Source organism: Arthrobacter sp. SRS-W-1-2016, from assembly GCF_002009585.1.
Classification (GTDB): Bacteria; Actinomycetota; Actinomycetes; order Actinomycetales; family Micrococcaceae; genus Arthrobacter; species Arthrobacter bambusae_A.
The window spans coordinates 1-20,423 of sequence record NZ_MTPV01000076.1; the positions used below are offsets into that span (position 1 = coordinate 1).

At 60.0% G+C, this 20,423-nt stretch carries 20 protein-coding genes; 4 read left to right on the forward strand and 16 right to left on the reverse strand.

Annotated elements, in window-relative coordinates; genetic code table 11:
- Window positions 1-133 precede the first annotated feature (133 nt).
- On the forward strand, window positions 134-469 hold the full coding sequence (locus tag BMF89_RS20400) for a hypothetical protein (RefSeq protein WP_139359762.1): 336 nt from the start codon (window positions 134-136) through the stop codon (window positions 467-469).
- Window positions 470-1,037: 568 nt separating this feature from the next.
- Here the strand turns inward: BMF89_RS20400 and BMF89_RS20410 are convergent.
- From BMF89_RS20410 to BMF89_RS20475, 16 genes are all read right to left on the reverse strand, one after another.
- Window positions 1,038-2,348: a hypothetical protein gene (locus BMF89_RS20410; RefSeq protein ID WP_078108871.1), complete on the reverse strand. Its 1,311-nt coding sequence runs from the start codon at window positions 2,346-2,348 to the stop codon at window positions 1,038-1,040.
- 34 nt (window positions 2,349-2,382) lie between these two features.
- Window positions 2,383-3,105, reverse strand: a complete 723-nt coding sequence (locus BMF89_RS22220) for a DUF4190 domain-containing protein (protein ID WP_216353863.1) — start codon at window positions 3,103-3,105, stop codon at window positions 2,383-2,385.
- Between the two features lie 161 nt (window positions 3,106-3,266).
- Complete coding sequence (locus BMF89_RS20420; RefSeq protein ID WP_078108872.1) at window positions 3,267-3,497, reverse strand: hypothetical protein; 231 nt, start codon at window positions 3,495-3,497, stop codon at window positions 3,267-3,269.
- A gap of 57 nt (window positions 3,498-3,554) precedes the next feature.
- Window positions 3,555-3,905 (reverse strand): hypothetical protein, encoded by a 351-nt coding sequence (locus tag BMF89_RS20425; protein WP_139359763.1) that lies wholly within the window; start codon window positions 3,903-3,905, stop codon window positions 3,555-3,557.
- Between the two features lie 46 nt (window positions 3,906-3,951).
- Window positions 3,952-4,125: a hypothetical protein gene (locus tag BMF89_RS22055; protein ID WP_171983574.1), complete on the reverse strand. Its 174-nt coding sequence runs from the start codon at window positions 4,123-4,125 to the stop codon at window positions 3,952-3,954.
- Window positions 4,126-4,162: 37 nt separating this feature from the next.
- Window positions 4,163-4,888 carry a hypothetical protein gene (locus BMF89_RS20430; protein WP_078108874.1) on the reverse strand — a complete coding sequence of 242 codons (726 nt, stop codon included), beginning with the start codon at window positions 4,886-4,888 and terminating at the stop codon, window positions 4,163-4,165.
- Between the two features lie 10 nt (window positions 4,889-4,898).
- Window positions 4,899-5,180 carry a hypothetical protein gene (locus BMF89_RS20435; protein WP_078108875.1) on the reverse strand — a complete coding sequence of 94 codons (282 nt, stop codon included), beginning with the start codon at window positions 5,178-5,180 and terminating at the stop codon, window positions 4,899-4,901.
- A gap of 204 nt (window positions 5,181-5,384) precedes the next feature.
- Complete coding sequence (locus BMF89_RS20440) at window positions 5,385-6,299, reverse strand: DUF4190 domain-containing protein (protein ID WP_139359764.1); 915 nt, start codon at window positions 6,297-6,299, stop codon at window positions 5,385-5,387.
- Between the two features lie 710 nt (window positions 6,300-7,009).
- Entirely contained in the window at window positions 7,010-9,253 is a 2,244-nt protein-coding gene (locus BMF89_RS20445; protein ID WP_366215032.1) for an FHA domain-containing protein, read from the reverse strand.
- Between the two features lie 35 nt (window positions 9,254-9,288).
- Window positions 9,289-11,127, reverse strand: a complete 1,839-nt coding sequence (locus tag BMF89_RS20450) for a protein kinase (RefSeq protein WP_078108878.1) — start codon at window positions 11,125-11,127, stop codon at window positions 9,289-9,291.
- Window positions 11,128-11,248: 121 nt separating this feature from the next.
- Window positions 11,249-11,662: a hypothetical protein gene (locus BMF89_RS20455; RefSeq protein ID WP_139359765.1), complete on the reverse strand. Its 414-nt coding sequence runs from the start codon at window positions 11,660-11,662 to the stop codon at window positions 11,249-11,251.
- 190 nt (window positions 11,663-11,852) lie between these two features.
- Window positions 11,853-12,833, reverse strand: coding sequence for a hypothetical protein (locus tag BMF89_RS20460; RefSeq protein WP_078108880.1), 981 nt, complete (start codon window positions 12,831-12,833; stop codon window positions 11,853-11,855).
- Window positions 12,826-14,019, reverse strand: coding sequence for an ATP-binding protein (locus tag BMF89_RS20465; protein ID WP_078108881.1), 1,194 nt, complete (start codon window positions 14,017-14,019; stop codon window positions 12,826-12,828). The genes BMF89_RS20460 and BMF89_RS20465 overlap by 8 nt, the downstream gene beginning before the upstream one ends.
- Window positions 14,019-14,666 carry a sigma factor-like helix-turn-helix DNA-binding protein gene (locus BMF89_RS20470; protein WP_253190926.1) on the reverse strand — a complete coding sequence of 216 codons (648 nt, stop codon included), beginning with the start codon at window positions 14,664-14,666 and terminating at the stop codon, window positions 14,019-14,021. Before BMF89_RS20470 ends, BMF89_RS20465 begins: the two co-directional genes overlap by 1 nt.
- Before the next feature lie 269 nt (window positions 14,667-14,935).
- Complete coding sequence (locus BMF89_RS22060; protein WP_171983576.1) at window positions 14,936-15,091, reverse strand: hypothetical protein; 156 nt, start codon at window positions 15,089-15,091, stop codon at window positions 14,936-14,938.
- 124 nt (window positions 15,092-15,215) lie between these two features.
- Window positions 15,216-15,791, reverse strand: coding sequence for a hypothetical protein (locus BMF89_RS20475; RefSeq protein WP_078108883.1), 576 nt, complete (start codon window positions 15,789-15,791; stop codon window positions 15,216-15,218).
- Window positions 15,792-15,991: 200 nt separating this feature from the next.
- Here BMF89_RS20475 and BMF89_RS22065 point away from each other — a divergent pair, with 200 nt between their 5' ends.
- From BMF89_RS22065 to BMF89_RS20485, 3 genes are all read left to right on the forward strand, one after another.
- Entirely contained in the window at window positions 15,992-16,159 is a 168-nt protein-coding gene (locus tag BMF89_RS22065; protein WP_171983577.1) for a hypothetical protein, read from the forward strand.
- Between the two features lie 355 nt (window positions 16,160-16,514).
- Window positions 16,515-17,705, forward strand: coding sequence for a DUF805 domain-containing protein (locus BMF89_RS20480; protein ID WP_078108884.1), 1,191 nt, complete (start codon window positions 16,515-16,517; stop codon window positions 17,703-17,705).
- Window positions 17,706-17,956: 251 nt separating this feature from the next.
- Entirely contained in the window at window positions 17,957-19,702 is a 1,746-nt protein-coding gene (locus BMF89_RS20485; protein WP_139359766.1) for a hypothetical protein, read from the forward strand.
- The last annotated feature ends 721 nt before the right edge of the window (window positions 19,703-20,423 follow it).

Sequence of the window (20,423 nt, forward strand, 5' to 3'; positions counted from 1 at the left end):
CCGCCACGGGTCAAAACCCTGCCGCGAACGGTCAGTCGGATTTTCCGACTCCGGTCAGTTTAAAGTTGCCGCTTACACAGACCTGATCGTACCGACCCACCCCGACCTCAGCTCCGACTCAAGACTGGCAGCATTGGACTCCCCGCTTTCAAAGTCTGCGGCTTTGGTACTCCACCTCTGCGCCCAGAGCTGGAGTACCGCGCGCCAGACCTTGACCGCGTCCATTCGCGGCGGCCTGACGGCCGAGGAGCTGTATTCGGACGGTTGCGCGGCGATACGGTGGGCCATGCATCGACGCCGGACCTACACAGGTGCTGACGACCCGTACAGCTCTGTTGTGACGAGCGCTTGGGTTCGGCGCGCCCGCAGTGTCGACAAAGGCCAGCCTTGGGACGAGGCCAGGCGCGCCCGCTTGGCTATGCAGGAAAAGGTGCCCGATGGACTCTACGAATGGTTCATTGCCCGATGACCGTATTCCAGCCTCGCTCGTGCCCTCTGAGGGCGATGCCACATCACCGGACGCGACCGAAGGGCAAGATTGACCGTATGCCGTCAACCTGGTGGGACGGTAGGGTCCGCTCAGAAAGCACAATGGATGCTTTGGCTCCGCGTCTGAACGGAGAGTATGACGTATTGCCAAGGGTTCGCGACCGGGGAACGAGAAGAGCACGGCAATTGTCACCGGCCCCGGCTACGGTCGCATGATGATGCAGGAACTACTCAACGACGCGGGCCCCCATCTTGTCACCATGGCCACGGGCAGTGAATACCTAATGGACCTGACGAGCAGGACTGTGAGTCGCCAGATGGCCGCAACAACTCCCCTCGAGGGCTTCCTGGATGGTGGCTTCTATCGGTTGCGCCGTGGTTCCGCGTTTCCTTGTTTGTCCGGGCCGGGTTTAGCGGACTTCCGGGGAGCTGGGACGGCCGCGATCCGTTCGCAGGCCAACCCCGGACCTACCCGGGGCTGGCCGATGGGAAGCGTTGCGAAAGTGGACGCGATCTAGGTGTGTATCAACGTCCCGGAGTCCGAGCTGTCACTTGCAGATCACATCAGGCCACCCGTCCATGGCCACGTACCAGCTGTCGGACGCAGTTCCTTGCGAAGCCATGCAGCCTTTGTCTCCATGCCAGTCCACGCCGACAACGACATGACCTTTGCTTCCGAAGGAGAGATAGATGGAGGCAGGTGAGTTGAGCTGTGAGATCGCAGGCCCGGACTCGGGAAAGGTCCCGAGCTTTTGGGGTACGGTGCTTCCCTTCAGGGTCTGGGTCGCGTCAGGCGAGAGTATGGTGCTTTCGACGAAGCCGAGGTCGATCTGGCAAAACGATGATTTCTGCCAGCTGTCGCCCTTGACAGAGATGCCGTTGTAGTTAGTGCAGGCCGGGGATTCGAGGGGATAGACGGCCACGACAGATGCCCCGGTTGCTTTGGTCTGTCGGCCAGATGTCGTATTGGTTATCGAGCCCGAGACTGTCGAACTGGAGACTGCATTGAGCTGACCAGGAGGAGCTTCAGTGACGTCCTTTGTGAAGGGCTCGAGTTTTCCCTGAACCTTCAATTGGGCGGTGTAGCCCTGATCGTCAGCGACCCCTAGGCTTGTGGAGAATGAGGCAGTAAGCCCTTGCGATAGTGCTTTCGTAGGGTCGCTGGCGCTGGCACCCGCGGTAGAGGCCGCTCCTGAGGCCTTCAGCATGGCCTGGGCCTTATCCGCATTCACCGAGAAATAGATTTTCGACTGGCTGCCCTGGGTGTATGCGGGAATGACGGACTGGTCAAAGCCGAAGCTAGTGCCCTCTCCGACCACCTGTACGACGGTGCTTTTCGACCAGCTACTGAAGGTGTCCGGAAGGTCGAAATCGTGGCCCGTAGTATCAGTTGTTGGCTTGTTGGACACCGGGTCGGTCCCCGTGAGAGGCGTTCCTCCAGCAGCCTTAGCCCAGGCGGTTATGTCTGATGTACTTGTCCTGCTTGGGCGGTTGGTGTTGAAGTACCAGACGAGGACATGCTGGAACTTGTCGGTGGAATTGCTTGCAGTTCCGGGCGGCCCGTAGAGGTAGGCACACCCGTTCTTGGGCAGCGGGGTTTTGAGCTCAGAGTCGACGAGCTTCGCATCAATCGAAGTCAGCAAGTCTGTCTTGCCTGCCCAAGCCTGGCCGAGTTGATCCCCCGGAGGACAGCCGTCCGGGACCGGGAGTACGGTCGGTGTCGCAGAGGGCGAGGACGCTGCGGCGGCCGGCGTAACAGCTGATGATGATTCCGGCGACTGTCCGCATCCTGCAGTCATGGCGGCCATTGCCACGATTGCCAGCGCGACTGTAGAGGATCGGATGATGTTCTTCGGCATAGATATTCCGTTCTGTGATGCTGCTGTTCGGGCACTACTTGATCTGGGAAAGCATGAAGGCTACGAAAACGAAGTAGACAAGAATGAGAGCTACCCAGCTATATGCCAGTGCCAGGCCGGCAAGTGCCATTCCGCGGCCGCCTTCACCCGTACGGCGGATTTGCGACAGCGCAATATGGCCGATTGGAATCGCCACTATGCCGCCCACGATGCCAAACACAAGCGAAAGTATGGCCAGGACGTTGGTCTTATCGACCGCGACCACCCCGGAGACGGCGCGCGCGGCGTAGAGCGGGGTGCCTGACTCGTCGACGCCGACCTGGGTGAGCACTTCCCTGGTTGCGGACTGGCCTGCCATCGGCTTCGCGTCGGGTCGACGAGAAGCCGAACGCCGTGGGCCAGCCTTTTCGAAGCCGGGCTTTTGACCGATTCCCTCGGCAAGAAGGAACGCTATTGCGGTCATTGCCAGACAGTCAAGAACAGCCACCGGCCCGTTGACTCCCGGAGCCACGATTATGACGAGAGCGCCGATCCAGCCAGCCGGCAACAGATGCCTGTAGAGGATCCATCCGCTCAGAGCCAGAATAACGCCGATGCTCCCGACGAGGGCGGTGATGCCTGCATGGAGGAAAAGCGTGGTGAGTGAGAAGACCACTCCGGCAGCGGCCATCCCGAGGAACATCGGATTCGGCTGTTGCCGGTCCTCCGTAACGCGAACGGGAAAGCCTACCTTTTCAGTGACAAGCGATTGGCTCACGTTGACCCCCATCATGTGTACTAATTCAGGACCCGTCAAAGAATTTGCTAGATTCCCGGGGAATTCGGCCCATGTATGTCCCCGTCTTTGAATTACCTATCGTCGGCTGCGCCAAAGAGACATCCGCAGCTTCCGCGACCTGCCAACATTGCATTCCGGTCTCAGAAAATGAAGAATCCCCAGCGGCCCCCACGATAGAGGTAGACGGAGTAGGCGATCATGAGAGGGCCCGCCCAGAAGCCGTGCTCGTGTCCTGTTGTTGTAGCGGTGAACGCGGCGACCAGCGAGGCGATGCCGAGGATCATCCAAAAGGTGCCCAAAACGTAGCGCGGGCGTCGACGGCGCGTCGGAACGTTCTGGTTGATGGAGTTAGTGAGGTCTGGCTTGGACAAGACGGCTCCTTCTTTGCTTCTGCGGAATTCTGGTTCGTCGGACTGTTTAGACCTGCCTCACCACTTTGTGGAGGTCCAGTCGACGGCTTGGTCAAGTTGGCTCCCGCCGTTTTTGCCGGCCTTCGGTTCTCCGCCCAGACCGCCGACACCGCAATAGTTGCTGAGCGCCTTCACGATTCCGACCGTGTTGGCAATTGAATATTTGTCGAGGCCGTGGGCGGCTAGGAGGGCTTGTTCAGTGTCTTGGCGCTGACTGAAGGACTGTGCCGCGTACTGATCGCATGTCGTGGAACCGGCGTTTGAGCATCCGGACAGCAGCGCTGCGGCGACCAGCAGGAAGGGAATGACCAAGGAGAGGCCGCGACTTGGGTGGGCCGGGTGCCGTCGTGGGGTGCGAGCGGTTTTCATTGATTGTCCTCCAGAGTGCGATGAAGGGTGGCTAGGAGCTCGTGGGTTAGCGCTTGTTGGCGGGCATTTTTCTTCCGACAAGGATTCCGACCAGGCCGACAACGTACAGCGGAATGATCCACGCCAGATCGCTGGGGTAGTAACCGAGGACTGACATTTTGAATCCGGCGATGAGGAAAAGGATGACGCCGAGCGCGGTGATGATCGTTTTGTTGTTCACAGTGAGACCTTCAGGGTTGGGTGCTGGTTTCGGGGGGTTAGTTGGGTGCCGTCTTTGACGGTGGTGCGGCTGGGGCGAACTGTGCGCCAGCGCCTGCAGACCAGCTCGTCGGGATTTCGTATTTGCCCATCTTGCCGTTCTCTTGGATCACACGACCCTTTGACAGCAGGAGCTCGAAGGCTTCAGCTTCTTCGCTTTCAAACTCGTCGGTGTCGGCCTTGCGGTAGGCCACGGTGCGCGTCATCAGCTCGTGGGCAACGCCGGCGCTGTCAGTTGATTTGTCGAGGGTCAACTGCAGGTACATCTTGGCGCCCTCCGATTTGTAGACGAGCCGCAGCGCCTCCATTCCACGGAATCCTTCTTTGCGCTGGAACAGGATCTGGCTCAGCCATGCGTAGCGCAGGTGCCCGGTCAGTGCCTTGCCCCGGCGCCGGTTGGCTGCCAGGATCTTGCTTCCGGCGTTCAGGACCACGGCGGCACGTCCTCCGATCCAGCCGCCGCCCTTGTCGTACTTCTCGCAGATCATCGCGAACCGCGACTCAGTGATGTAGCAGTCGATGCGGACATCTTCCACCGCGGCAACCTTGCGGAATTGCTTGCGGTTGCTATCGAACAGGTGCACCGACGCGGCTGAGGCATGGATGGGGCCAATTATGTCGCCGTCAAGTTCGTCCCAGACGAGTTTTAGATCCTCGCTCAGGCTCGGGTAGGCGAAAGACTTCGGTTCGCCCGGCTCTGTAACGCTCAAGGGGCTGTAGACCACGGGAAGCTCCTTAGTTCTTGGTGAAAGGATTGGGCCGGACGTTGGGATCTTCCGACGATCCGCGTTCGGTGGTCGTCGCTCCCGTCTCGGTGAGCATCCGCGGGAGTACTCCGATCAGAAAAGCAACGTCAGCACCAAGACCGGGAACCCCCATGAGGCCAAGGATTGCCAGTAGGGTCAGCCAGAAGCTCCTGTTGCGGTCGGCAGCCAGCCACGCTGAACTCGGCCTAGTGAATGCGTAGACGAACAGAGCGACGTTCAGGATGTAGCAGATGGTGACGAAGAAGTTCATGATGCCTCTAACCTTCAATACAAAAGAGCGGATGCTCCGTAGTTATGGATCGTTCGCCTTCAGGCCGGTCGATGATCCTGATGGATGCTATCCAGACGGACCGGTCGTACCGAAGAGATGAGGAACCGTCGCGTGAGGTATGTCCACCGAAAGGCGGACAACATCTACTACTGTGACGCTGGTCCGACTCCCAAGATCCCAGAGTCACCTGTAGCGGGCCGCGCTCGTCCCCAGGATGATGAAATATGCGGCCACGGCGACGACGGCAATCCCTGTGGTGATCCAGCCGATGATCACAGCTGCCAGGGCAAGGCCGTGCCCGGCCTGGCCGTTCTTCTTGATCTGGGACAGGGCAATATGCCCCAGGATCAGTCCGATGACGCTGTTGAAGAAAACTACGATGAGCGAGGCGATCGCCATGCCGTTCGTCTGACCAGGGGTTGTTACCGTCGGATGCACAACTTCGTAGGTCTGACGCAAAGGTTCACGCTCTACGGGGATTTCGTTCCTCCGCGGATCCAAGGCCATAGCCAGCCAAGCACAGCCGATGCAGGTCAGGGCAAGAACCGCCCCGGAATACGCCGGAAGTGTCCAGGTGATTCCGCTGGACATGTTGCCCAGCAGCGCCATGCCGATGGCGACGCCAATGACGGGCACGATGGCGACATAGCTTCGAACGGGTCGACCTCGAAGCACAAGCCATGAGGTGAAATAGAACAAGGCCATGCAGGCATAAATCGCTACCGGCCCTGCCAGCCCGATCGAGGCGTAGCCGTGAAGGTAGGAGAACGGAACGCCGGGCACTGCGGCGAGGCTCGTCAGTGCCAGGCCCAGTACGACGAGCACGATGGCTGGAAGGACCAGGATCTTCTTTTTGGCCGCCAGGAAGAAGCCGCCAAGAACCAGAAGGAACCTGAGAGCCAGTAGCGTGTAGCTGATAACTGAAGCGGCTTGAAAACCGAAAGCCTGGATCAGCGGATAGATCAGATAGAACACGATCTGCCAGGAGACCACGACAATGCTCGCGCCCACCAAAGCGCGAACCCACCTAGGTCGCCCCTTCGGCAGGGAACCCGGGGCTTCCTGAGCTGCGGTAAGCAATCCCGATTCTTCGCTCATGATCGAACCTTTCAGTACGGATTGGGCATATTTCACGTTCCCGGAGGCCGAGTTCCGGAGACCGGACCCGGGTTTTCCGGAAACGCTTTGAACCACACAGGTTCATTCATTCCGTGCGGCGTTGCCGTGTGAAAATCGGCCACGTCGGCGGGGGAGCTTGGGCTCCGGATCAAAGGTATGGCAGCCCGAATGTGCGCCGGCCCTTTATCGCAAGTTAATGGACAGATTGTCCGCTGAACGGTCTACACCGCGACCATCGGGGACAGCGAGCACTGACAATCGGGTCGTCCTGCGTGTCCTCCAAAGAGGGGTCAACGGAAAGGTCATTCGGACACTCACAGTTATCGTGGGGGAGTCACGGACGTTTAGCCTGTTAGCCGTGGTTCCATCGGTGGCACAAGCTGGTGAACGCCATGCCGGTGTAGTCTACGACGGGCCGCTTTGATGATTACCGTTGGCTACCGGCAGCTGCGGAATGGAACCCCTCGGGAGGTGCTGGTGCGGGCTGCCCAGAAGCACCGGCGGGCGATTGTTGGAGGCCGTCAAAGGCTGGCGCTAGGAGACCTTCCTTATTCGCCGATGTTCGTCTTCGGCGCCAACAACCCTTCTTGTGAGAGTTGCCATCCGTCGAACGCGGCGCCCAGCGGACTTCGCCCGTGAGCTGAAGGGCGCCTCAGCTTGGGCGGGTGAATGTGCGGCCCAAAAAATTGCTAGCGGGCCGGGTCCGGTAATTTGGTCAAACGGATGAGGGCAATAGCGCTGCAAATGATGATGATGACGACAAGAGCTCCAATAGCGAGCCACGCCCGCTCGGGCACGGCCTCCCAGAGCCAGTCCTTCTCGGTGCTAGGCACCAGTGTTCTCAGGTTGATCGATTCAGCCCCCAAGGCGAAGCCCCACCGCGCGGGCATCAAGGCCGATAGCTGCTCAAGGCCTTGGCGGCCCGTGACCGGGATCAAGCCTCCGGCCAGCACGAGCTGCGCCATGATTCCCACCGCCAGGATGGGCATCACCTGCTCAGATGATTTCGCCCAGGCCGATGCCGCTAATCCAAGGGAAGCCGAGGCAATCGCGGTCAAGCTCACGGCGATCCAGAGGTCGACGCCAGGCATCGGGCTGAGGATGTGGTGAACCGGTTGGGGTTTGTACATGAGGAGAATTGTGACCATTACCGCGGACTGGATGCAGCACAGGGCCGCCGCAACACTGAGCTTGGCCAATAGGTAGATCACTGGGCGTAGTCCGGCCGCGGACTCACGACGGAAAATCTCCCGTTCTCCGACGAGATCACGGACAGTGAGCGCCATGCCCGTCACGGCTGCACCGACGACGAGCAGTACAAGTAGCTGGCTGGGCTCTCCGATTCTGGCCGGGCCGGGGACTCCAAAACCGGCGTCTCCCGGGACAATGAGGGCAAGAAAACCGAGCACCACAGGCAGGGCAGCGAGAAACGTGCTGTACCCCACGTCGGCCGTCATGAGCCGTAATTGCCGCGCAATCAGCCCACGGTACTGTCTCAGCGGCGGGCTGACCGAGGGGGCGCGCTTTGACTTGAACGGGCCGCTGGCTGGCGGGACAGGCCGGGACGCCTCGCGGGCAAGGTATCTTTCGAGCAGTTCGTCAGCTTCGTTGGCTGCCATGCCGAAGGCATCTCTCCACATGGTGACTCCGAAGTAGTGCAGCGCCTCCTGGGGGCGGCCTGTGTAGGCGGGGGTGCCTCCTCGTGCGAGGACAAGCAAGTAGTCGCACACGTCAATGCTTTCGGGCCTGTGAGTAACTACGACAACAATCCCTCCGGAGTCCGCAATTCGCCGCAGCAGGGCCATGACCTGCCTGTCCATATCCGGGTCGAGGCCGGAGGTCGGCTCATCAAGGATAAGCATTGTCGGTTCGGTCAGGAGCTCGAGCGCTACCGAAGCACGCTTTCGTTGCCCGCCGGACAGGCGTGCGATTGTTGTTCGAGCTTGTTGGCTGAGCCCCAGATCTTCCAGGACTCTCTTCACCCGCTCACCTCGCTCCTCCACGGTCACATCGGGTGGAAGCCGCAATTGTGCGGCGAAATCCAGAGCGTCCTCGAGCCGGAGTGTGCGGTGGATTATGTCTTCCTGGGGGACAAATCCGATTCGGGTCCGAAGGGCATCGAAATTGGCTGCGATGTCCATTCCGTCAAACGTGGCCCGCCCTTGGCTGGGTCTCTTCTGACCTGTCAGGATTGACATGAGGGTGGACTTCCCCGCCCCAGTCGGTCCGATTACGGCCATGAAACGGCCATGGGGGGCTTCGATCGCAACTTCGTTCAGGAGAGCCCGGGCTTTGCGCCCTGTCCCGGCGTGATAAGCAACCCGCTCCAGACGCAGTCCAGGACCGTCCGCGGCGGGTTCGACTACAGGGGACGTGCCGTCCACCGAGATGCGGAAATCGGTGTTTCCGACGGTGAGCAGGGCGCCTTCGGGACATTCGACTGTACCCTGTACGCGCTCTCCGTCGAGGAAGGTTCCGTTCCGGCTCCCCAGATCGCGAACCCGTAGTCGGGATTCGTCCGACGTAACCACGCAGTGTCGGCGTGAGACCAGCAGGTCATCAAGCGCGACGTCGTTCTCTGCCGCACGACCGATGGCCACTTCACGTCTCGGCGGGCGGCCGGGTCTTTCCGATGGCGATGTCGTCACCAGGGTTATGGCACCGGTTCCGGTGGGTGATGGGCTGAGGACGAGTGAAGGTGCTCCATGCAAAGGGTCGCCCAGATGGACGGTCTTCTCACCGCTCAGACGTACAGTGTGGATCCTCTGGCCGTCAGCCCATAGGCCGCCGGCGCTTCCCTCGTCCCGAACCCACCAGCCACCGTCGAAAAAGATAGCGGCATGAACCCGTGAGACGGTTGGGTCGTCCAGGACTAGGTCGCCGTCGCGGCCTACGGTTGCAATGGTCCCGGCGTGCACGGTCCATGTGCGCATTCCAGAACGCACCTCGAGGGTGCCGTCCAAGTCGTTCACTGGGTGCTCGTTGGCATCGGGACCACGCCGGGGGCGCCGAGGATCCGGGCGTCACCGACGACAAGTTCGGCTTCCCCATCCTTTGCACATGTGGCCCCTTGGTACTGGATCTTGAGCCGAAGCACATTCGTCATATCGACGTTAATCGGGAAGGCTTGCCCGTAGGAGACGGTCTGACTGTAGACCTTCCGGCCGTCCGCGAATATTTCAAGGAGGGCGGTTGAAGCGTTGCTGTGTGAGTCGTCCGCAAGTCCAGCGGTGGCTGCGAAGGTTTGGTAATTCCGTCCGAGGTTGTATTCGACCGACCCACCCGCAGTGTCCCCCCAGTTGCAAAAATTGGTGGTGATTGAGTGGGGGTACGCTACCCCTGAAATGGTTGCCGAACCTTTAGACATGCTTCCGTTGACGGATTGTTGATCGGCAAGGTAGTTCGTTACCGCCGACCGGGCGACAGACACTTTCATGATGCCGAGGGTGGACAGGTCCGTACCGGGCTGGGGGTCTTGGGTGAGCACCGTTCCGTCGGGTGAGCTCGGGTCGTATTTGTCGGTGACCTGGAGACGCGTCGATGTGCCCAGGAGCCGCTGTGCTTCCGGAAGGGACTTGCCAACAATGTTCGGCACCGTGCCCGGGGCTGCGGTCGCGGAACTCGACGATGACGCCGTTGCTGACGGTGTGGATGTCCACGTGGAGGTCGGTGTCACACTTGCTGTCGCGCTCTGGCTCACTACGTCATTTGCCGCAGAAGTTGCGGTCGTTGAGGAGGCATTCGTTGCGGTTGGGCGGAAAAGGTTTGCGGTAAGGATTCCTGCGAGCACCAATGCTACTGCTACCCCTGCTGCACCGATTATCAGGGGTTTGCGGTTCCTCGCCGGGCCGGAGATGTTGGTCTCCTCTCCTGGCTTGTTCGTATTTGGTTCGGCGACTGTGGCTGCGGTTATCCCCGCGAACTGGGTAGGCGTTTCGGTCACGGAGAGTCCGGGGGCTGCGGGCGGCGCGGTGAGGAGCGGCGCAGCAGGGGTACCGTCCAGAGCCTGGGCCAACGCCGCGAGCTGGAATGCGAGGGAGCTTGCCGAATCCGGTCGCTGCTCGGGCCGCTTGGACAGTAACCAATGGATGAGATCCCACAGCTCGTCAGGGATCCCTTCGGGCCGTCCCGGTGGCAGTTCGGCGGCTCGCTTGAGCACAGCGATTAGAGACCCTCCAACGAAGGGTGTGACACCGCAGGCGAGCTTGTACAGCATGATCCCAAGTGAATAGAGGTCCGCCGCCGGGGTGGGCTCGCCTCCGTTTGCCAGTTCAGGGGCGATGTATTCCGGCGTTCCGACGAGCATGGTGCTGCGGGTCCGTTGTGAATCCGTCAGTGCGGAGACTCCGAAGTCGGTCACTTTGGGCAACATTTCGGAGCCAGAGGCGTCAAGTAGAACGTTCTCCGGCTTGACGTCTCGGTGGACGACGCCTGCCTCGTGTACGGCCGCGAGTCCGGCTGCGATTCCCGCTCCAAGCCGGCAGACCTCAGCGGGGGGAAGGGTGCCTTGGCCTGTGAGGTGAGCGGCAAGATTGGGGCCATGGATGCGTTCCATGACGATGGCGAGGGTCTCACCTTCCACGACGAGGTCTTCGACCTTCACGAGGTGGGGATCGGCGAGTGAGACGAGGATTCCTCGTTCTTGGATGAACCGTGAGACGACCGCTTGGTCTTGGGCCAAATCTGCATGCAGGACCTTTACCGCGAGATCGCGCCCGTCGACGTCTTCTGCGGCGAACACCTCCCCCATCGCGCCTCGTCCCAGGCTCTCATTGATAATGTATCGGCTGCCAAGCGGTCGGCTCATCGCGCCCCTTCTCTCGTACTAGGGGAAACCCGGCGGAAGATAGGATCCACCGGTCCCGGAACTGACAAAACTAAGCTGCTTATGGAGTACGCAGACATCGCTCACTCCCGTTGGACGCTCATCAAGAGGGCTTGTCGCAATGCTGCCTTACGTAGGCATCCACACGGCTCATCGGCCCTGCATTGAAGATTGCTCCACCGACCAAGGCCTTCCAATCCCCGGAAACCGCTGCGTCTTCCTGCTTGGCCCATGCATCTCGCACGGATTCGGTATCACTGCGGATCTCATCCGGAGCAACGTCCGCCATGTCTTTCCACATGCTCTTCAGATCGCCGATGGCGCTGGCTGCATTCAGGAGACTTCCGAGGGGGTTCTTGCCGTTTGGGTCGCTGTTCATCGCGCTGAGGTAGAGCTCTTTGTGCTTTTCCATCGCCGCGCAATAGGCCTGCACCGACCGCGGTGAGGAGCAGGCCGCCGTCGTCACCAGTCCTGCGACAATACCTATTGTCCCAGCCACCCTGAAGCTCTGCCTCACTGGATCTCCCAACGACGTCCCCCTTCTGCGCGCTCCGCGCATGCACGCCCCTATTCTCCATTCAGATTTATTCTTTGGCCGCCGCGACAAACAATCTGCGTCAGCAGTGTGGGCCGAACGGGGGACATGGTTGCCGGGGTTGTGAAGCTCCTATCGCCGGAACGCCTTCACGTCCCCTGGCCGCGCGCGGTCAGATCGCAATATACGCTGAACTCTCATCCTCATTTTGAGGAGAGAAAACCACCGTAATTGCAGGGATCGATCCGGTGGGACGGGCACGGACCGTTAGCTTTCCCGGTCCTGAGAGAGCATCGAGGATCTTTTGTATGCATTGTTCCGCCTCGGCAATTTTCTGAGCGGGTATGACCCCGCCACTGTCGTCGAGAAGGTCCACTGAGATCCCAAGAGACCGGGCCTTTTCGGCTTGCTGGAGGATGGTCCTGGTCGCCAGGTAGCCTCCGCGGATGGTGTCCCGGATTCGTGCCTCGATTAGGAGCATCGTTTCACGCTCTTGAGGCAAAATGCGGTCCGGTGTTGCCGCAGCGAGACGGAGAGATGGCCCGGCCAGTTCTTGGATTTCTCTTGCCCACGTTGAGGCTTGCACTGCCCTTGCGCGTGCTCTGGCCGCCTCGTCCAGCAGCCGCAGCGCCTGACGTGTCTTTGCGTGCGCCTGCCGCTCATGAAGGTCGAGGAACCGCGCCAGGACCGTCGCCGTCGCTGCGCAGAGCAACGGGAGGATGACCAGGTTGAATCCTTCGTGTATGCCGTCCAGGGTGTTGAGAGACCACACCACGGTCAGAGCCGCGAAGCCAACGATTCCGACAATGGCCTGAGCGGGCCTGCCTCGCAGTGCGACCACGATAAAGAGGCACTGCAAGGCTCCAGGGTGCCAGTCCGCGTAACCGGGCCAACCGGTTGTCGGCAGTCCGGGTTGAACAAGCAAGGTCACGATCATCGCCCCGGCGACGAGAATCCACGCGACGACGGCTGGGAGCTGTCTGGGGCCGGGTAGGAGTGACAGAACCATCATGCCCCCATATACGACCATCGCGACGACGCTCAACGCCGGGAGCGTGCTCGCGGCAAGGGCGGAAAGGCCCAACGCAACCTGCAACCCTGCGAACGCTGCAGCCAGAATCACGAGTAGTGCGGTCGGTATTGCCCTAGTCACGGGTTATCCCGCACTCAAGGATGATCCGGGTTCCCCGGCCAGGGGCGGAAGTAACCGACGCCGAGCCACCCACGTCGGACATCCGCTGGATGATGGAGAGTCGGATACCGAGCCGTCTCTGGCTCACTGCGCCGGGGTCGAAGCCGCGACCGTTGTCCGAAACTTCGATCGAAAGGCGGTCCCTTGCTTCCGGTAGAGACACGGTGATGGCGACGGAATCTGCCCCGGAGTGGCGGCTCGCATTGTCGAGGGCTGTGTAAGTGGCTTCAAGTAACGCCGACGCGACAATGCCTGGCACCATGACCTTGGTGTCAACCGGAAGGTGGGAATAAATGTCGACCGGAAGGAAAGCAATGTTCTCTGAGATCGCCTGCAACCTGGAGGGAAGTTCCGATGCCTGAACCGGACCTTCGGCAAGCTGACCGGATCCGTAATATTCGAGTTGACGCAGACCTTCGACTGCCGCTGCAGACGCCGCCTTCTTCTCGGCCAAGCCAGCCGCAGCGCTTGTCCTCGCAACTGACACGAGCGCCGTCATCACGGTGTCATGGAGAAGGGCGCCGAGTCGGTGTCTTTCCGCGAGGTCTGCCCGCGCCGATGCCGACTCCTGGTAGGCATTGATGGCTTCTTCCTCGGCCTTGTCCGACTGCTGTGCACCCAGACGCATTGCTTGAATTGCGACAGACACCGCGACGCCGGCAATCCCCGCGTAGGCTGCGTCTTGGATAGCAAGGTCCATCCCTGAAGCACCACCAACAGGTGTAGCACGTATGAGGGCAAACACAATGGCGGTTGCGATCGCGTACGCCGTCGCGCTCCATGTCCCGGCAGCCCCTGCGACGCATGAGGTACTCAGCATCAGCACATGCCAAAGCCATGGAGGTCCGCTTTCAGGTCCGGGATGGCCGAGTGGCCAGAGAATCAAGCCGGCCGCAACGAGAGCCGCAAATGCCCCCATTGTTCGACGAGCCAACACCCCCCGGATCGCGGCACCAATAATTACTGCCAGAGATACCGCGACTCCGCCGCCGAAAACAATGACCCACCAGGGCGCCGTGCGCGGCAGTTCGGCGACAATGTCCCCGAATCCACGGATGCCCATGGCGAGGGCAAACACGGAGATTGACCGGGCAATGACTGTCTCTGCGGCGGCGCGGTTCGTGACGACCCGTGCGGCCGCGGCCACTACTTGGACCCCGGAATCACTGGCGGGAGGATGCCGTCCTCGATCGCATTCTTGTAGAGATGGACTTTTTGGCTTGCCGGACGGTTCTGCCCTTGGTATTTGGCTTTTGCGCGGTCAACAAACGTCTTCGCGGTGGAGGCGTTGCAACCCATACGGGCGGCGGTCGCTTCGAGGCTCAACCCCGAAGCATAGAGACCGACGGCCTCCCGTTCTTTCTCCGTGAGCGAATTGCGGGCGAATTCACGATCGTTTTCAACGACCGCAGCAAATTCGCGGCAGATGACCGGCCTCCCGGCATGGACGTCCCGTACCATCGCCATGAGTTTGGCCAATGGCTCACCTTTCCGGATGTATCCGACTGCACCCGCCGCCATGGCATCCCGCAGTGTTGCCGGGTCATCAGCAAGGGAGTAGATCACCACCGCACAACCGTGCTGCCGAAGACGGTAGACATTTATCCCCGGGTTGGACCCGTCGGCCAAAGACAGGTCGAGAGCCACGATCTGGCAAACCCCGTGTCCTGCCCCAATGAGCGCGTCCACTGTCGCCGCAACCTTGGTGACCCGGATGGGTTGCTCGGCCACGTGAGATTCCTGCACCGCGTACCCGGCGACACCGACGCGTATCGCTTCATGATCATCGACCACGCCAAGCAAGACCGGAAGCTTCCCCTCCGGATCTCCCGCATGCGCACGTCCGCGGTAACTCGGCCGGCAAGGCTGTGTCCCCATTTTCGTCCCCCCAAACCTGACCTTCTTGTGGAGGCATACCCTCCTGACTGCACAGTTTAGATTCGTCGAAAAGCAGGAGATCCAGTTTGCAGATCATTACGCATGACAGTTTCGGTCATGTCCAACACAATTGAGGTGATGAGGCGGGCCGCACCGGTAACCATTTGATGACTATTCCCTGGGAATCAACCAGCCAGGCCGACGAGCGTGGAATCGGCACCATTCAGGGCGCAGTACGCCTTGGCGGAGATCTTGTAGGCGCCTACCTTGAGGACGGATTCAGTTTGGCCTTTGTCCTTGAGGATCTGTTGGATCACCTTTGTCTGGTCATCTGAGGACATTTTTGTAAAGTCCGAGCACTTCGTGTTTGCTCCTTGGTTCCCGGAGCATGCTGTCAGGGATATGGCCGTCAAAGCGACCGTTACTGCTCCAAGCACAATATTTTTCAGTCCCACGATGTTTCTCCTATTCATATCGTCGATCACCTTTTTCGGGATCGTGTCTTCTCGGAATTGTCAATGAGTCGTCGTGGCACACCAGCACCTGAAGGTGAGGGGCAGCCGCCCGCAGCGCTAGTTCGATGTCCTCGCGGAACCAAACAAGATTTTCCTTGGCCACAGCCAAGCCGTCGTTTTCGAGCCAACGCACGACGTCCAGGGTCACAATTGATCCGGATCCTTGGGGACTTGCAGCGACGGCGGTCTCAAGAAAACTAGACATGCGGGTGTTCAGGGAGTACCTCAAGCAGTTCGGGGTCTGTTCGACAAGGCGGATGTCGGTGCGTGACCCTCCACGACTGGACACGGCGGAAAACCACGCATCAATCGTCTCGATAGCAATTTCAGGCGGCAGACCGGACCGGTACTCGACTGTGTCCGAAAATATTTCCCTGGTTCGCTCGTATTCGGTCTTGAACACCCTTTTGCAGGTACCCGATGCTGCCGCAGCGTTGAACCTATTTGAGGTGCCCGTACGAAGGAGCGCGCCGGCGGCAATGCCCACCAGGACGATGGCAATGACAAACCCAAGCGCTTGGTTCACTGTTCCTCCAGGTTCGGCAGACTGTCGTAAATCTGAACCCAAGACCATCAGTTCCCCATAGGATGCACCATGCTAACCCTGCTTCCAGGCTCCGGCTGTCCTCCGATCGGCGGACAAATGCTGCTGCTGGACTGTGGGGTCGGGGGGTCGCTGAACCTGGCTTCGCGCTGTGGCTGGCAGCGTTACTTGCCTGGCACCGAATGTCGCTACCAGTTTCCCTTACCAAGGCCGACAGGGTCGAGCTCGAGAGGATCAAGATGCTGGCAGACCTCGGCGTGGTCCCGCCAAAAGGCAGTTTTGGCGTCCAGATTCCAGGAGACATCGAGATATTGGTGTCCACGGTGCAGGCGTCCGCAGGTGGAAGCTAGAGTGGGGGCCGCTGGAGTCAGAAAATCCGCGCCAGCACTGGAAAGCAAGGCAATAAACCCACTCCACCGGCGGTGGATTCGCCCTTGTTTCAGTGGGTCATTCAGGCGGAGCGGCATCGGCTGGATGCCTCGCCGAAGGAATCGACGAGGGCTTCCGCGCGCGCAATGCCACCCAGGAGCTACGAAGTGGCCGGTGCGCGGACGATGTACGGACACGTCACGAATGCATTAGCGCTGGCTATCTCCTCGCATCAGCAGCAGAATAGGGGGACGCAGCTGGGGCCGGCTCTATGGGATGTCGGGTTGCGCGCACGGTCTCGATCTTAGAAGACGTTTTTCTTTTGGAGGGAAGAAAATGACACTTCTGGAGGCCGTTTCAGCATGCCTTTCCAAATATGCAACCTTTTCCGGCCGCGCCAGGCGCTCAGAATACTGGAAGGCCAACCTTGCCTACGTCCTGGCACTCCTAGCCTGGGGCGTTTTGTACCGCCTTCTTACTTGGGACGTCATCAGCTTCCTGTTCTTACTCTTCCTGTTGGCGTGCATCATGCCGCTTTGGACGGTAACCGTCCGCCGTCTCCATGACATTGGAAAACCGGGCTCATGGCTGCTTATCAGGGCTCTGCCACTCGTGGGTGACATCGTGATTTTCGTCTTCTGTTGCACTGACAGTCAGCCATTCACGAATGCCTACGGCCCTTCACCGAAGGCTGTCACCGACGCGCCGCCGGGCTATGCGTCCGTGCCGCCAGTCCACCAAGACGATTCGACTCTTCCGTTTTTTCAAGCCCGACGGCAGGCGCTCATTGAACGAGTCGGTCGAGAACGTTACGACTCCGGTGAGCCGAAGCTTGAATCCAAAAAGGTCGATGATTACTTCGACTATGCCAATGGACTAAGGCCAGCGTCGCAACCAGCTCCAAGGCCGGCCCTCAGTATTTCCGGGATGAGCCGGCGGAGTTTCGCCTTAGTTGCGGGCGTAGCCGCGGTGGCGCTCATCATACTTTTCCTCGTCATAGGCGTCTCAGGCGCGGGGAAGACTCCGCCGCAAACCGCGGTCCAGGCGGGAGTCCCAGCCGCCCAGTCTGTGGAACCTCCGCTTTCGCAGACAATCCCCGCCCAGCAGGCCCCGGTTGAGGTTGCGGTGCCGCCGGCAGTAACGGCTACACCCCCGGTCGTTCAGCCCACCTCGCCCGCCCCGGTAGTTCACCCCGGCGATCTTGGCCTCACATCGCCCTTACGACCGGTTGACTGCGCGGGCAAGTTCATCGTGATTTATCACTCGTCCTTGGCCCCTGACAGTTACGCTGCGGACGTCCAGGCGAACTTGGTAAGTCACCCAGGATCCAAATACCTTCTAACGCTTGGCAGTTGCACCTCCTTCAACCGCGTGTCCGCGACGGGAACGATGATCTACGCGGTGTATGGGGGACCATTCGATACCCTGGGGCAGGCATGCGTGGCTGCCTCAAGGTACTCCGATGCCTATGTCAAGGTCTTGGACAACACGACGCCCCCGGACCAGTCCGTACGCCAGTGCTCATGAACGGCAGTCCGTCCGAGCCACGAAGGGACGATCCATCCCCGGCGGACAGCGTGGCCCTTGGCAGCCGGCTTATACGCTGCATGTGCCTGATCATGGTGGGCACAATGTCAGTGCTAACAGCATGCACCGCATCTCCTACGGAAAAACCTGTAAGCACCGGAACGGCAGCAACCCACTCCGAGGCTAAGGTGAGCTTTCCTGGAGGTTCCGGGCTTTCGGCTACGGCGACGAACCACCCCGAAACTCCGGACATGCAGGCCGCCGCCCCGCCTAAATCGTCACTGCATGAGGTCGTGGATCTCGAAATGAGTACCGGCACTTTCCCGTCGTCCGGGGCGGCGCTCACGTTCACACTTGACCAACCCGTGCCGAATGAGAAATCCGCGTTCATCGCCAATTGGGACGCCCGGAACCTTGATTGGGTTCCCATGGCCACCGATCTGTCCTCGGACCGAAAAACTGTCAGCGCCAAGCTCGCGCATTTCTCCACCTACGGGCTGTTCGACATCGTGAGCAACACCATCGGACAACTGGTCGGCGCTCGGACTACCCCGCCCGATTGCAAGAATCCACCGCCAACCTGGGACGACAAGAATGCCCCGCAGTTCTATGACAACATCAACGGGCCCGTACTCTGGTGCGCTACATCAGACCCGGCCAACCCGGACGACCTTGAAATCAAACTCAGGCTGAATCGTGGCGCAGCAGCTTCCATCACGACCGCCATCAAGCCTGTCTGGTCGGAAAGCGACCTATGGCAGGGGCTTACCCCTGAAACCTGGGCGACCATGGCACTCAGCGGACCGGAATCGTTGGCTCCTACTCCGAACACCTATTTCATCCAGCCAACCGGCGAGTACTCGTTCCGCTTCAACAAGTCGGACGTGCTCGACTTTTGGCACTCGAACAAAACCACACCGCTCATCGAGGTCGACACGACAGTTCCGGACGTCCTTGCCGGGCTTCTCTACGATCAGGTATCGGATACCGGAGTTCCGGCGCTCTCCCTCATAACGACGATGATGGCGGTGACCCAGTGCGAATCTGATGTCTACGCAGCCGGGGGAGATCTGACGCTCACTGTTACCTCCAAGAAGTCCGTCGTCGACAAACTCCCGGGGTTGATGAACACACTCGCCGGATGTCTATCGGGCCACAGCGATTCCATAGCACAGGAAGCCGCTAAGTACTGGGCAACTAGAAACCCGGCATCAACCATCACGCAGATCGAGAAGACAGCTCATCTGGTTTCAAAAAGCATCTTGGCTGGCGCACAGATCTACGCAACAGTCCAGGTGCTGGCACCGGTCGCCGACGCGCTCACCGATCTGCTCTTGGACCCCATCGCCAGGCAGTTCGTATTCCAACCGAGCGATCAAGCGCTCAAAGAATATCTTTCATCGACGACGGAGCTCTACACCGGAACCTTCCACACAGGATATTTGTTCCAGCCAGGGACACCCACGCTCTCCCCTCTGCGCGCGTCAATCAGCGTGCGATACCCTCACGGCTGGACACCGTCATTGGTGCGTTTTGGGCGCACAACAGACAACTCATTGACCTTTTTCAACCCTCAGGGTAAGGAAGAGGTTACGTTCGACTTCCGGTCTGACAGAGAAGGGGCCGCCGGCGCCGGTCCTGTTGAGTACCTGGAGAACACGCCGGTCACCATCCCCGGCATTACTCCGTCCGGACCCGGCATCCACACCGCGTTTGTTGCCGTGCTCTACAGCAACGGCACGAGCTGGGGACTGCCCACGGGCATGAACTATGGCGTCGATCTACTTCTTTCCGCAGTACGAGCCGATCTCCCCGCAAAAGGAGAGACAGGCATCGGCGGGACCCTGTTAAGTGCCACAAATGGCGTCTTCGTAGGTCTCTATTCGCAGCATGGATTTGCTACGGATCAGGAGGCCCGCGCCTTTGTCCACTCGGAGGAATACAGACAGATCAAATCGTTGCTGACTTCGGTCTCAATCAAGACATGGTCGGAGTAGGCGAGCACCATCCTCAACCTGAATGTGGCTGTCACGTCGTTGGCAGTCCATATTGTGGCTCGCCGACAGGTTTCATGCGTCAAGGGTTCGCGTGCCCGGGACAAACTCCGTCAGGGGCAAGTCTACGAGGCGGGGATTTCCTGAGCTGGAGGATGCAGATGGTCCAGACGGAGACGCCCTTTACAAGTCAGCAGAATCGGCCTCTTGTCTGAACTTCCGGCGATGCGCTGGGTGGGCTCGAAGTCGTTGCCTCGGCCACATTGGTGGCCTATTGAGTCAACCCCTTGCTCGGATTGCCACCGGATTCACGTCGGCGACGTCAACGAGTAACGCCGAGCCGAAGCCAGCTGCACTCCAAAGTTGTTGTCCCATCCGTCAACATTTACGAGTGACTGCTTCCTAGCAAACACACATTCGCCGTACTCCCGATTGTAAATGCGCGCCGAGTCAGATCATCGGTGGCAAAACCCTTCATGGTAATGCAACACTGGCGCCCAAAGGGAGCGGGTTTCTAATTGCCTCAGCAGATGTGAACATATTGCTATGCTGGTGAGCCGTAACGGGTACACGCCATGGTTGCACCACCCCCGAAGGGGTCACCAAGATCTGCACGGCGTGGGTAACGCGTCTACAGCATGAGCACTGCACTAAGAAGCGGCCAGGACTAAGTGATGGCCCGAGCCTACTGTCGTGCACCGACGATAGTGACGGCTGGGGTGGA